Genomic DNA, 12,877 nt, shown 5'->3' on the forward strand with positions numbered 1-12,877 from the left:
CTGCTATGGTGCGCACAACGAGAAAAAACGGCACAGACATGAGCAGCACTCCACAGATTGATGACACCCTGCGGGACAAGATCATCTCGTCCCCCAACGTGATTCTTGAAGATCGCGACCTCATGCGTGCGTTGATTGCCGCAAACGAAAAAACCATGGGCGGCAATATTGTCGATCTGCGCGGCATCGCGATGGAACGGCTGGAGGCGCGTCTGGACCGTCTTGAAGACACCCATCGCAGCGTGATTGCCGCAGCATATGACAATCTGGCCGGCACCAATCAGGTACACCGCGCCATACTGCGCATGCTTGATCCGGTGGATTTCGAAAGCTTCCTGCGCGATCTCGGCTCCGAAGTGGCCGACATCCTGCGCGTGGACAGCGTGCGCCTTGTTCTGGAAACTGATCAGGACGCTTCTAGTGACGCAAACGTCCAGAAACTTGGCGACGTGTTGTGCATGGCGGAATCCGGTTTTGTCGACGGCTACCTGACCGGCGGGCGCGCCATGCCTGCCCGACAGGTCACTTTGCGGCAACTGCAAACCGGCGCCGAGATGGTCTATGGCGAGGACGCCGACTGGATCCGGTCCGAGGCTTGTTTGCGACTGGACCTTGGAGAAGGCCGCCTTCCTGGTCTCTTGGTGATGGGTGCCGAAGATCCGCACCAGTTCACGCCGCAGCAGGGCACCGATCTTCTTGCGTTTTTTGCCGGTGTCTTTGAACGGGCCATGCGCCGCTGGTTGTCGTGACCAGCCCCGCTGCACAGGACGCTCTTGACCATTTTCTGACCCACACGGCCACGCTTGCGGGGGCATCCGAGAACACGATCCTCGCCTATCGCCGTGACATCACCGGCTATCTCGCCTTCATGACCCTGCACAAGGGCGCACAACAGGGCATCGGCCCGCTTATGCAAATCAGCGTGCCCGATATGCGCAGTTGGATGGCATTTGAACGCGGCGATGGTCTTTCCGCCCGCTCACTCGCTCGTAAACTGTCCGCCGTCAAAAGTTTTTATCGCTGGCTCGCTGACCGCGAAGGGTTTGACCCGACCGCCGTCCTCTCGACCCGCGCGCCCAAGTTTCAGACGAAACTTCCCCGCCCGCTGGCCGAAGACGCCGCCAAGGCGGTGATCGACACCGTGGAGGTGCAGGCCCGCGAAGATTGGGTCGGTGCGCGTGACACCGCGGTCGTGACCCTGCTTTATGGCTGCGGATTGCGCATCTCGGAAGCGCTTGGTCTGACAGGCGAGGATGTCCCTTTGCCAACGTCCCTGCGGATTGTTGGCAAGGGCGGCAAAGAACGTGTGGTGCCGGTAATCGACGCAGCACGCGAGGCGGTTGAGGCGTATCTGCGGCTTTGCCCTGTTGAAATCTCCGCCGACATGGCGCTGTTTCGGGGCGTGCGCGGTGGTCCGCTCGGCGCCCGCGCTGTGCAAAAGGTGATGGAACAAACCCGCATGCAACTTGGCCTGCCCGCCACCGCAACGCCCCACGCCATGCGCCACAGCTTTGCAACCCATCTGCTGACCGCGGGCGGTGATCTGCGCGCCATTCAGGAATTGCTGGGGCACGCGTCGCTCTCAACCACACAGGCCTACACCCAAGTCGACACTGCGCGGCTCATGGAAGTTTATAACAAGGCCCACCCCAAAGCCTGAGAGACCTCAGGTGCCCTCGTGGAAAAAGTCGTAGATCGTTTCCGCCAGCGCATCCGACACGCCATCTACCGCCTTCAGGTCCACCAAATTCGCGCGGCTCACGGCTTTGGCTGACCCGAAATGCGCCAACAAGGCCCGCTTACGCGTAGCGCCCACACCTGGCACGTCATCCAACGGTGTCGCGCCGATGGCCTTGGCCCGTTTGGCGCGGTGCGTACCAATCGCAAACCGGTGTGCCTCATCCCGCAAACGCTGAACGAAATACAAAACCGGATCATTGCGACGCAAAGCCATCACGCTCTTGCCGATCCGGTGGAACTCTTCCTTGCCGTGATCGCGATCCACGCCCTTTGCGACCCCGACCATCGGAATGTCCTCGACGCCAAACTCGGCCATGATCTCGTGCACGGCACTCACCTGTCCCGCGCCCCCGTCGATCAACAACAGATCAGGCCACATGCCTTGCTCGCGGTCAGGATCTTCTTTCAAAAGCCGTTTGAAGCGTCGTTCAAGCACCTCTTTCATCATGCCAAAGTCATCGCCCGGCGTCAGGCTCTCACCCTTGATGTTGAACTTGCGATAGCTGTTTTTCATGAACCCGTCAGGGCCCGCGACAATCATGCCGCCCACCGCATTGGTGCCCTGAATGTGGCTGTTGTCATAAACCTCGATCCGCTGCGGCGGCCCATCAAGGTCAAACGCCTCCGCAACACCGCGCAGCAGCTTGGCCTGCGTCGCGGTCTCGCTCATCTTGCGAGCCAGACTTTCTCGCGCGTTGCGCGCCGCTCCGCTCACCAGTTCCGCCTTTTCGCCCCGCTTCGGCACCAGTATCTCGACCCTGCGCCCCAGCTTGCCACTCAGGGCCTCTGCCATCAGGTCCGCGTTCTCGATCGGATGGGACAGGATCAACTGCCGCGGCGGCTCTTTGGTGTCATAGAACTGCCCGACAAAGGCCTCCAGCACCTCTGGCGCCTCCACATCCGCTCCGACGCGCGGGTAATAATCGTGGTTGCCCCAGTTCTGGTTGGCACGGATAAAGAACACCTGCACACAGGCTTGCCCGTTTTCCAGATGAAGTGCGATTACATCTGCCTCGGACACGCCGCGCGGGTTGATACCTTGCGCGGTCTGCACCGCCGTTAAGGCGCGAATGCGGTCCCGCAAAGCGGCCGCCCGCTCAAATTCCATCGCCTCTGACGCGTCCATCATTTGCGCAGCCAGCGTTTCCTGTATTTGCGTGGACCGCCCCGACAGGAACCGCTCGGCATCACGGACGCTGATCGCATAGTCCTCTTCGCTGATCTTGCCCACACAGGGGCCCGAGCATCGCTTGATCTGATACAGCAAACAGGGTCGCGTCCGGCTTTCAAACATCGCATTCGAACAGTTTCGCAGCAGGAAAACCTTCTGCAACTGGTTCAAGGTTCGATTGACTGCCCCCGCATTGGCAAAAGGTCCATAGTAGCTACCCTTTTCTTTCTTCGCCCCGCGGTGCTTTTTGATCTGGGCAAACGCGTGAGATTTGCTGACGAGAATATTGGGAAAGCTTTTGTCGTCCCGTAGCAGCACGTTATATTTTGGCTTGAGCTGTTTGATCAGGTTCTGCTCAAGCAACAGCGCCTCTGTTTCGGTCTTTGTCGTCAAAAACATCATCGACGCGGTTTCCGAAATCATCCGCGCGATCCGGCCCGTGTGATTTCCGGGGCGGGAATAATTGCTGACCCGTGCGCGCAAATTGCGCGCCTTGCCGACGTATAAAACCCGACTTTCCGCATCCAGCATCCGGTAAACCCCGGGCGATCCGTCAAGCGTTTTCAAATAGCCTTGAATGCGTGCATAGCCCGTTTCGGGCGACGCTTCTGGGGTGTGCTGCTCACTCATGTGCAAGAAATATGATTCTTTGCCCGCGGCTGCAATCTTGAGCATTTGGTTTCAAGCAAAAACAAATCCACGAAAGCTGTGGATAAGTTTGGAGATAACTTTCGGCAAACCGCGATTTTTCTATGTTTTTGGCCCATTTCGCCGAAATGCCTAAAAATTAGGCACTTTTGCAAGCCATTGATTTCATTTCGTAAAAAAATACAATGCATGCAAACGATTGAAAACATTACAGAAAAGTTAACAAATTTGTAACGGATTCTTGAACGGTGCAAAACTTGCGCCGCAGGTGCATCATTTTCTGCGTTTGCAAAGGCCAATCACCCGCAAACCGAGCTGGAAATTTGTTGGCAAATCATCACTCTTTCCCCACCACATCCGGCGTCTGCCAGCCCAAGTGCTGGCCTCCATCCACACAAATCAACTGTCCGGTTACGCCCGACGCATCCAGCAGATACCCCAAGGCTGCGCAAATGTCCGCGGCGCTCACACCACGCCCCAAAACAGTGGCCGCCCGCTGTGCGGCAAACTGAGCCTCTGTCTGCTGTGCACCGCGCAAGGTCGGCCCTGGACCAATGGCGTTCACCCGCAAAGCCGGCGCCAGCCCCTGTGCCGAGGTCTGCGTCAGGGCCCAAAGCCCCATTTTTGCCAGCGTATAGGTCGAAAACTCGGGCGTCAGCGCGCGCACACGCTGATCCAGCATGTTGACGATCAAGCCCGCGGCCACTGGTTCACCTTCTGAATCCAACTTCGCAATCAACCCCTGAGTCGCCATGGCCTGCGTCAATACATACGGCGCGCGCAGGTTGCTCTCCATGTGCCGGTCCCAGCCGGATCGCGTGGCGGTTTGAAGGGTGTCATGTTCAAAAATTGAGGCGTTGTTGACCAGACAGGTCACTGGCCCGCCAAGGGCCTCCACGGCCCGCGGCAACAGGCTCTGCACCTGAGCTTCGTCCAAAACATCCGCATGAAGCGCCACGGCCTGTCGGCCTTTGGCCCGTATCAACTCGGCAACCTCTTGGGCCGCAGTCTCGGACTGTCCATAGTGAACCACCACGTCAAACCCGCGATCCGCCAGATACAACGCCATCGCGCGGCCAATCCGTTTTCCGGCGCCTGTAACCAATGCTCGTGTCATTTCCCCTCCCGCCTACGCAGAATCAGGTAAGCGTAATCAATACGAACGACACGTAAAGTAGGGTAAAGATCACGCCCCAGACCCGTGTAATATCCTTCTTCATGAAGACAAACGGGACAAGCAATAGCGACGCCCCCAACATGACCCACAGGTCAAACTCAAGGAAATCGGGCGCAACGGTAATCGGGTGGATCACGGAAGTGATGCCGATAATGGCCAACAGGTTGAACATGTTGGACCCGATCACATTGCCCAACGCCACATCCGCCTGACGCCGCAGCGCCGCCATCAAAGTGGTCGCCAGCTCCGGCAAAGATGTGCCCAACGCCACAAGCGTCAGGCCAATCACGGTGTCCGACACTCCGTACCGGCGGGCGATGATCTCGGCATTGTCGACCATCAGATCCGCGCCCAAGGGCAATCCGATCAAACCGAGCAGCAGGAAGACAATGATCTTCCACCACCGCATCTCAGGGTCTGCCCCTTCGACCTCTTCATCATCCTCTGCGACACAGGCCGCAGCAACGCCCTTGCGGTGTTTGTGTGTCTGATGCACCGCATCCGCCAGCATCAAAGCCAAGGCACCGAGAAGGATCACACCGGACCAGAACGTAAAGGTTCCACAGGCCGCCAAACCGATAAAAAGAAGCGTTGCCAGGATCATGGAGATAAAACTGCGTCGCGTGTCGCTGCCGCTTGTGTGCAAAACCGTCAGCATCGCTGGAACGCCAAGCACCAAAAGCACGTTTGCGATGTTGGACCCGACCACATTGCCGATCGCAATGCCGGGCGCGTTTTTCAAGGCCGCCTGCAACGAGATCAGCAACTCAGGGGCAGAGGTGCCAAACGCAACGACGGTCAATGACACAATCAGCGCCGGAATCCCGATCCGCAAAGCCAGGTTCACCGCACCCCGCACAAGTGCGTCCCCTGCGAGAAGCAGGATCACAAGCCCCAGCGAGATTAGCAGCCATTCCATAAACTACCCCTTTTGGCAGGGGCATGATCCCTTGCCGATCTTGAACCGCCCGCATTTCGGGCACTTCGCAGACTCCAGCTGTTTCTGCCCCGGATACCGGAGTTTCCCGAACATCGCCAAAACCGCGATGAACGCCAGAAACAGAGAGACAACCTTAAACATCACGCCTACAAACCAAAGCGCGCATATTCCGCACGTTCCTCAATACCGGCCAACGCATCCTGCGCGACCGTTGCGCCGAACCTTTGGAACACGGATTTACGCACACCATAGCGGCGCAGCTTAACCTTATCCCCGAACCGCTCCTTCAAGACCGGAACAATATGACCGATGCCGTCAATCAGTCCGACATCCACCGCATCTGATCCAGCCCAGATCTCGCCAGTAAACAAGTCTTCGCTCTTGTCCAGCTTGTCGCCACGTCGGCTTTGGACGTGATCGATGAAATTGTTGTGAATCTGCCCAAGCAACCGCTTGAGCCGCGCCACGTCTTCTTCTTGTTCCGGGCGGAACGGGTCGAGCATGGACTTGCTTTCGCCTGCGGTGTGCACACGTCGCTCGATCCCTTGGCGCGACAAAAAAACATGCGCGCCAAAGCCGGCCGAAATCACCCCAATTGATCCGACAACCGAACTGTGGTCCGCATAAATCTCATCCGCTGCTGCCGCCAACCAATAACCGCCCGACGCGGCCACATCTTCAACAAAGGCAATAACCGGAACGCCGTTCTCCTCGGACAAACGCCGAATGCGGGCGCCGATCAGCGCGCTCTGCACAGGGCTGCCACCTGGAGAGTTGATTTCAAGCGCCACCGCCTTGGGCTTTCCGCGACTGAAGGCTTTCTCAAGGATTGGGCCGATTGTTTGGTCATTCAGTTGCCCGCGCGCGCCACTGGCAATCGCGCCATTCAGGCGCACAACGGCAACGGTGGGGTCAGATTTAAGAAATGGGATCCATCGTTTCATGTGTTGGGATGTAGAGCGCAGTGCGGGGTTAAACAAGGCAACGCCCGCAGGAAACCGCAGGCGTTGCGAATTTGCCGTGTCATTTGGCGGGATTAAGCACGAATGCGCCATCCGGTTCGGAAAATCCACCAGATCACGCCCATACACAGCGCCGTAAAGCCTGCAATTGCCAACAAACTCAGGCCCACAGGCACATCCGCAGTGCCAAAGAAACTCCAGCGGAACCCGCTTATCAGATAGACAACCGGATTAAACAGCGTGATTTTTTGCCAGATCGGCGGCAGCATCGAAATCGAATAAAACGATCCACCCAAGAACACCAAAGGCGTGATCACCAAGAGCGGGATCAGCTGCAATTGCTCAAAGTTCTGCGCCCAAATGCCGATGATAAACCCGAACAGCGAGAAGCTGAGACAGGTCAGCAGCAAAAACAACACCATCGCCAGAGGATGCTGAATCTCGAAATCGACAAACAATCCGGCGGTCACAAGGATCACCACCCCGATAAACAGCGCCTTCGTCGCGGCTGCACCGACAAAGCCCAGAACCACCTCAAGAAAGTTCACAGGGGCCGAAAGCAGCTCATAGATGGTGCCGATGAACTTCGGGAAGTAGATGCCAAAAGAAGCGTTGGAAATCGCCTGCGTCATCACCGACAACATGATGAGCCCAGGCACGATAAACGCGCCATAGCTCACGCCTTCAACCTGATCGATCCGGCTGCCGATGGCAGCGCCAAACACCACGAAATATAGCGACGTGGACAAAACCGGCGAAATAAAGCTCTGTGCAATCGTGCGGAAGAACCGCACCATTTCAGAGGTGTACATCGCCCAAATGGCCGAAAAGTTCATGCCGCGCCCTCCTTCACAAGCCCCACAAAGATGTCCTCAAGGCTCGACTGCTGTGTTTGCAAATCCCTCAGATGCAGTCCCGCCTCCGAAATCGCCGCCAAAAGCCGCGTAATGCCGGTGCTTTCTGCGCGTGTGTCATAGGTATACCGCAGCGCGCTGCCGTCCTTGACCAGGTCCAGATCATACGCCGCCAGTGCCGCCGGAATCTCCGTCACGCTTTCTGACAACTCGATCTGCAACGTCTTTTGCCCGAGCCGCTGCATCAGCGCGTCTTTTTCCTCGACCAGCAACAACTGCCCGCCGTTGATGACGCCCACACGATCGGCAATCGCCTCGGCTTCTTCGATGTAATGCGTGGTCAGAATGATGGTTACGCCTAGCGCCTTCAACTCGGCGACCACGTCCCACATGTCCTTGCGCAACTCCACGTCCACGCCGGCCGTGGGTTCATCCAGAAACAGAACTTTCGGATCGTGGCTCAGCGCTTTGGCAATCAGCACCCGCCGCTTCATCCCGCCTGACAATTCCACCGTCCGCGCGTTTCGTTTGTCCCAAAGCGAAAGCTGCTTCAGGATCTTTTCGATCGCCGCATCGTCACGGGGTTTGCCAAACAGCCCACGCGAGAACGCCACCGTGTCTTTGACTTTGGTGAAAGGCTCAAGGCTGATTTCCTGCGGCACCAACCCGATGATTGCGCGCGCCCCTCGATAGTCTTTGACCACATCATGCCCGCCAACCAAGACTTGGCCAGAACTCGGGTTCGTTATCCCGCAAATCGTTGAAATCAGGGTTGTTTTACCCGCCCCATTGGGCCCCAAAAGCGCGAGAATCTCGCCTTCTTCAATGCTCAGACTGACACCTTTGAGTGCCTCGAACCCGCCGCTGTACACTTTGCGCAGATCGCGAATGTCGACAATCGCAGCCATACCTACCCCTCTCGTTTCCACCGCGCAGCCTATCAGCCGCAGCGCCAGCGCCAAGACCCAAACGCGCGGTTTCCAATGTGCGCCACCGCAGGGTGTATTGTGCGCTCACTCCTGCAAGTCGCCCCGCCCGAAAAGTGCTTTCAAAAATGCGGAATCAAAAACACCCGCGCAAATCAGCACGGGCGTATATTTTTCAAAACCAAAGTGGGTCGATCAGCGACAGGTAAGAAAGGCGCCCCCGCAAAGCCGCCTCACCCGCCGGTCAGGCGCTTCAGCAGGCCCTTTTTCTCCCCGGCCTCCGCAGCCTCGCCTTCTGGCTCGGCCTCCTCAGACGGCCCTTCCAGTGTTTCCTGAAGGTTGGTGAAGAACTGATCCGCCATTTTCTTGGCAAAGCCGTCAATCAACCGGCTGCCCAACTGCGCCAGCTTGCCGCCGACCTTGGCATCCACCTCATAAGACAGCAACGTGCCACCTTCGGTCGCCGCCAGCTTGACGTCGGCACCACCTTTGGCAAATCCGGCAGCGCCGCCCTTGCCTTCACCAGTCAGCGTCAGGCTTGTGCCCTCAACCATGTTGGACAGAACAACATTGCCTTTGAACGTCGCTTTCACGGGACCGACTTTCTGAGTCACCACCGCTTCGAACCCATCCTCAGCCGATCCAGTGACCTCCTTGGCCCCGGGCACACATGCTTGCAAGGTTTCCGCGCTGGTCAGCGCTGCCCAAACTTCCGCCACCGGCGCCGCAATCTCGCGTTCATCACTCATATGCATGGGGTGGTCCTCCCGTTCCTGTGCCATCGATTTCGCCGCACCCTAGGGCCGGCCGCCCTGCCCCGCAAGCACACCAAGGTCGTATGCCGCGCTGAATGCGACATGGCCCATTGGCCGAGACCGCAGGCGAAGTTTGCACAGTAGCTTGGACCTGCTGCCTCACACGACGCTTGCCCTCATCGGTTCCGACGCGGCAACTCCTCCCCGGTTGTCCAGTCAAACGTGCCCTGATCACGCTCCTGCACGGCCTGTTTCCACCCCATTTGCTCGGACCGTTGTTTGAACATCATGCCCTCTGGCGAATGCCGTGTGATCCCGTCAAAAATCGTTGCCAACCGCTGGGTTTGCTGGATGCCCGCCATTTCCACGGCCTGATTGACCACCATCTTCTGCATTGCAAGCTGGTTGATCGGCACCGTCGCCATGCGCCCTGCCAGCTGCTCGACCTCATCATCCAGCTGCGCCGCAGGCACCGCCTTCAGCACGAGCCCCATCTCTTCAGCTTCGCGACCGGAAATCTTGTCTCCTGTCAACAACATGCGCTTGGCCTTTTCCGGCCCCAGCCGCATCACCCACATCATGGTGGTCGGGCAGCCCCAGACGCGGGCAGGCATGTATCCGATCTGCGCATCTTCCGCCATAACTGTCATGTCCGCACAAAGTGCGATATCGCTCCCACCCGCCACGGCAAACCCATGGATTTTGCTGACCACAGGTTTCATCGCCCGAAACAGCGACATGAAATCCTGCGTGTTCTGCCACATGAACTGATAATCTTGCATCGGATCCCACGGCATGTCCTGCACACCAGGGTTCGGCCCTTCCGCCTGCGCAAACTCGGTCAGGTCATAGCCTGCACAAAAAGCCGCGCCGGCTCCCGAAAGAATCATCACATGCACATCCCGATCTGCCTCAGCCTCCGCCACCGCTGCGGCAATATCCGCAGGCATCCGCATGGAAATCGCATTCATCACCTCAGGCCGGTTCAGCGTGATACGCGCAATCCGCCCATCTTTCTCGTAACTTACATGACTCATGTTTGGTCCTCCTTAACGGCACTTCAATCCGGACCTCGCGCTCTGGCAAGCACGTCGCCACGTCACCGCGCCCGTTGTGACGTAGGTGCAGGTTACGTAACGTTCACGTGACCACCGCACGTCCGAGACACTGGCATCCCTATATTTTTAAGGGCCAAATTATAAATTCCGCAATGCAGAATAACATTCCGCAAAGTTGACACGCGGTCGCGAATCCTTTCTTCTACCCTCAAGATGCGGAATGAATTTCTGCAATGCGGAATTGTTGGCAAAAGCCATGATGGGAGGACATAAGATGATTTCGAGACTGCTAAACTTCGAAGATGGTGTGGGCTGCGAATACGGCCTGTCCAAGTGGGTCAAAATCGATCAGGACATGATCGACGCCTTTGCCAAGGCCACAGGTGATCATCAGTATATCCACACCGATCCCGAGTCAGCCAAAGACAGCCAATTTGGCGGCACCATCGCCCACGGCTTTCTGACGCTGTCGCTGCTGTCTCAAATGATTGCCGACGCAGTGCCGCGCACCGAAGCTGAATCCACCGGCGTCAACTATGGCTTTGACAAGGTACGTTTCGTGGCCCCCGTCCGCGCCGGCGCCGAAATCCGTGGTCGCTTCACTCTCGCCAAATACGCCGAGCCGCAGCCAGACGTGATTGAGATGCAATGGAACGTCACCGTCGAGATCAAAGGCGAAGACAAACCTGCCCTGATCGCACAGTGGAAGAACCTGCGTTTTGAAAACGCGGCCGAACCTCTGAAAAAAGCGAGCTGAGACGTAGCGTCCTTTTGAGGACGCAAATCCCACCGACGCAATACCGACGTTATACCGACGTCATACAGACAGCAAAAACAGGACTTTAGAAGATGCGCGACGCTCTTATCGTCTCCACCGCCCGCACGCCGATTGGCAAAGCCTATCGCGGGGCATTCAACAACACTCAGGCTCAAGAACTGATCGGCCACGCCGTCAGCCACGCCGTGTCTCGCGCCGGTCTGGACGGTTCCGAAATTCAGGACTGCGTCATTGGCGCGGCTCTGCAGCAAGGATCCACCGGCGGCAACATCGGCCGTCAGGCCGCGATCCGCGCGGGCCTTCCCGTGACCGTGGCTGGCATGTCTCTGGACCGCCAATGCGCCTCGGGCATGATGGCGATTGCCACCGCCGCCAAACAGGTTGTGCATGACGGCATGGATGTCGCCATCGGCGGCGGAGTTGAATCTATCTCTCTGGTGCAAAACGAAAAAATGCGCATGGACCGCGCCGGTGATCCCTGGATCAAGGAAAACAAACCGGCCCTTTATATGTCCATGCTCGAGACCGCCGAGATCGTCGCGGAACGGTATGGCGTCAGCCGCGAAGATCAGGACGCCTACGCGCTGCAGTCCCAGCAACGCACCGCCGCAGCACAAGAGGCTGGCAAATTTGACGACGAGATCGTGCCCCTGACCTCCACCATGGGCGTCATGGACCGCGAGACCAAAGAGATCTCCTTCAAAGAGGTCACTCTGGACAAGGACGAAGGCAACCGCCCGTCCACAGTACTGGAAAACCTGCAAGGACTGAATCCGGTTTTCAAAGGCGGCCAGCAGGTCAAAGAAGGTCAATTCATCACAGCAGGCAATGCCAGCCAACTGTCTGATGGCGCGTCCGCATCCGTTGTTATGGAAGCAAAAATGGCTGAAAAACGTGGGCTTGAACCGCTGGGCCGTTATGTTGGCGTGATGGCTGCCGGGCTTGAGCCGGACGAGATGGGCATTGGTCCTGTCTATGCCGTTCCAAAGCTGCTTGAAGCGCACGGCCTGAAAATGGACGACATCGGCCTGTGGGAACTCAACGAAGCTTTCGCCTGTCAGGTGCTGCAATCAGCACGCGTTCTGGGCATCCCGAACGAGATCCTGAACGTCAACGGCGGCGCGATCTCCGTGGGCCACCCCTATGGCATGTCCGGTGCCCGCATGGTCGGCCACGCCCTGATCGAAGGCAAGCGCCGCGGTGCAAAATACGTCGTCTGCACCATGTGCGTTGGCGGCGGCATGGGCGCGGCAGGTCTCTTCGAGGTCCTGTAAGCAGCCGAATTCACTTTAAAGGGCGGCGCTCAGGCGCCGCCTTTTTCATTCACACCCCGATCACACTCTGGTCAGGTGGGTGCAACAGGCAGCGATCGCGTCCTATAGTCTTTCTCAAACAGGAGGACTGACTATGATCTCACGACGCGCCGCTCTCGGCCTTTTTGCAACCGCCCCCGTCGCTTTTGCGCTGACATCCCAAGTCGCGCGCGCCGGTGAACCCGAGGTGTTCCAAAATCCCACAGCCATCAACGGCTATGATCCTGTCGCCTATTTCAGCGAAGGCAAACCCGTCGAAGGGTCAGCCGCCAATCTGGTCGAGTGGAACGGCGCCAACTGGCATTTCGCCTCAGCCCAGAACGCCGCCAAATTCCTCAAAGATCCGCAAGCTTATGCCCCTGTCTTCGGCGGCTACTGCGCTTACGCAGCGTCTAAGGGCTATGTCGCGCCAACCGTGCCCGAGGCCTGGACCGTTCATGAGGACAAGCTTTATCTCAATTTCTCTTTGCGGGCGCAGGAACTGTGGCGCGAAGACATACCCGGCAACATCGAAAAGGGCCTTGCCAACTGGCCAGCTATTCTGGGCTAGTCCGC

The 12,877-nt window shown here is 57.9% G+C and carries 13 protein-coding genes; 5 read left to right on the forward strand and 8 right to left on the reverse strand.

Going from position 1 to position 12,877, the window contains the following annotated elements:
* Positions 1-38: 38 nt before the first annotated feature.
* On the forward strand, positions 39-749 hold the full coding sequence (locus BM069_RS06840) for a DUF484 family protein (protein ID WP_093322816.1): 711 nt from the start codon (positions 39-41) through the stop codon (positions 747-749).
* Positions 746-1,660 carry a tyrosine recombinase XerC gene (locus BM069_RS06845; protein WP_093322100.1) on the forward strand — a complete coding sequence of 305 codons (915 nt, stop codon included), beginning with the start codon at positions 746-748 and terminating at the stop codon, positions 1,658-1,660. Before BM069_RS06840 ends, BM069_RS06845 begins: the two co-directional genes overlap by 4 nt.
* Before the next feature lie 6 nt (positions 1,661-1,666).
* On the opposite strand, the gene uvrC is transcribed toward BM069_RS06845, so the two are convergent.
* The 8 genes from uvrC to BM069_RS06885 form a co-directional block, all read right to left on the reverse strand.
* The gene (uvrC, locus tag BM069_RS06850) at positions 1,667-3,541 is read right to left on the reverse strand and encodes an excinuclease ABC subunit UvrC (protein ID WP_093322818.1); all 1,875 of its coding nucleotides are present in this window, start codon (positions 3,539-3,541) and stop codon (positions 1,667-1,669) included.
* A gap of 355 nt (positions 3,542-3,896) precedes the next feature.
* Complete coding sequence (locus BM069_RS06855) at positions 3,897-4,676, reverse strand: SDR family oxidoreductase (RefSeq protein WP_093322103.1); 780 nt, start codon at positions 4,674-4,676, stop codon at positions 3,897-3,899.
* 22 nt (positions 4,677-4,698) lie between these two features.
* Complete coding sequence (locus BM069_RS06860) at positions 4,699-5,655, reverse strand: calcium/sodium antiporter (protein WP_093322105.1); 957 nt, start codon at positions 5,653-5,655, stop codon at positions 4,699-4,701.
* A gap of 167 nt (positions 5,656-5,822) precedes the next feature.
* Positions 5,823-6,620, reverse strand: a complete 798-nt coding sequence (locus tag BM069_RS06865; RefSeq protein ID WP_093322108.1) for a S49 family peptidase — start codon at positions 6,618-6,620, stop codon at positions 5,823-5,825.
* A gap of 92 nt (positions 6,621-6,712) precedes the next feature.
* Positions 6,713-7,474, reverse strand: coding sequence for an ABC transporter permease (locus tag BM069_RS06870; RefSeq protein ID WP_093322111.1), 762 nt, complete (start codon positions 7,472-7,474; stop codon positions 6,713-6,715).
* A complete protein-coding gene (locus BM069_RS06875; protein ID WP_093322113.1) occupies positions 7,471-8,400 on the reverse strand; it encodes an ABC transporter ATP-binding protein in 930 nt (309 codons plus the stop codon). The genes BM069_RS06870 and BM069_RS06875 overlap by 4 nt, the downstream gene beginning before the upstream one ends.
* A 251-nt stretch (positions 8,401-8,651) precedes the next feature.
* Positions 8,652-9,173, reverse strand: a complete 522-nt coding sequence (locus tag BM069_RS06880; protein ID WP_093322819.1) for an SRPBCC family protein — start codon at positions 9,171-9,173, stop codon at positions 8,652-8,654.
* A 176-nt stretch (positions 9,174-9,349) separates the two neighbouring features.
* A complete protein-coding gene (locus BM069_RS06885) occupies positions 9,350-10,210 on the reverse strand; it encodes a crotonase/enoyl-CoA hydratase family protein (RefSeq protein ID WP_093322116.1) in 861 nt (286 codons plus the stop codon).
* Between the two features lie 295 nt (positions 10,211-10,505).
* Here BM069_RS06885 and BM069_RS06890 point away from each other — a divergent pair, with 295 nt between their 5' ends.
* The 3 genes from BM069_RS06890 (at position 10,506) to BM069_RS06900 (ending at position 12,872) form a co-directional block, all read left to right on the forward strand.
* Complete coding sequence (locus BM069_RS06890; protein ID WP_093322821.1) at positions 10,506-10,988, forward strand: MaoC family dehydratase; 483 nt, start codon at positions 10,506-10,508, stop codon at positions 10,986-10,988.
* A gap of 92 nt (positions 10,989-11,080) precedes the next feature.
* Positions 11,081-12,283 (forward strand): acetyl-CoA C-acyltransferase, encoded by a 1,203-nt coding sequence (locus tag BM069_RS06895; RefSeq protein ID WP_093322119.1) that lies wholly within the window; start codon positions 11,081-11,083, stop codon positions 12,281-12,283.
* A 133-nt stretch (positions 12,284-12,416) separates the two neighbouring features.
* Positions 12,417-12,872, forward strand: a complete 456-nt coding sequence (locus BM069_RS06900) for a YHS domain-containing (seleno)protein (protein ID WP_093322121.1) — start codon at positions 12,417-12,419, stop codon at positions 12,870-12,872.
* Positions 12,873-12,877: the final 5 nt, after the last annotated feature.

Source organism: Shimia haliotis (assembly GCF_900114415.1).
GTDB classification, from domain to species: Bacteria; Pseudomonadota; Alphaproteobacteria; order Rhodobacterales; family Rhodobacteraceae; genus Shimia; species Shimia haliotis.

Coding starts and splice junctions, on each gene's coding strand:
- BM069_RS06840 (WP_093322816.1), top strand. CDS start 39: ATGAGCAGCACTCCACAGATTGATGACACCCTGCGGGACAAGATCATC.
- uvrC (WP_093322818.1), bottom strand. CDS start 3,541: ATGAGTGAGCAGCACACCCCAGAAGCGTCGCCCGAAACGGGCTATGCA.
- BM069_RS06855 (WP_093322103.1), bottom strand. CDS start 4,676: ATGACACGAGCATTGGTTACAGGCGCCGGAAAACGGATTGGCCGCGCG.
- BM069_RS06860 (WP_093322105.1), bottom strand. CDS start 5,655: ATGGAATGGCTGCTAATCTCGCTGGGGCTTGTGATCCTGCTTCTCGCA.
- BM069_RS06865 (WP_093322108.1), bottom strand. CDS start 6,620: ATGAAACGATGGATCCCATTTCTTAAATCTGACCCCACCGTTGCCGTT.
- BM069_RS06870 (WP_093322111.1), bottom strand. CDS start 7,474: ATGAACTTTTCGGCCATTTGGGCGATGTACACCTCTGAAATGGTGCGG.
- BM069_RS06875 (WP_093322113.1), bottom strand. CDS start 8,400: ATGGCTGCGATTGTCGACATTCGCGATCTGCGCAAAGTGTACAGCGGC.
- BM069_RS06880 (WP_093322819.1), bottom strand. CDS start 9,173: ATGCATATGAGTGATGAACGCGAGATTGCGGCGCCGGTGGCGGAAGTT.
- BM069_RS06885 (WP_093322116.1), bottom strand. CDS start 10,210: ATGAGTCATGTAAGTTACGAGAAAGATGGGCGGATTGCGCGTATCACG.
- BM069_RS06890 (WP_093322821.1), top strand. CDS start 10,506: ATGATTTCGAGACTGCTAAACTTCGAAGATGGTGTGGGCTGCGAATAC.
- BM069_RS06895 (WP_093322119.1), top strand. CDS start 11,081: ATGCGCGACGCTCTTATCGTCTCCACCGCCCGCACGCCGATTGGCAAA.
- BM069_RS06900 (WP_093322121.1), top strand. CDS start 12,417: ATGATCTCACGACGCGCCGCTCTCGGCCTTTTTGCAACCGCCCCCGTC.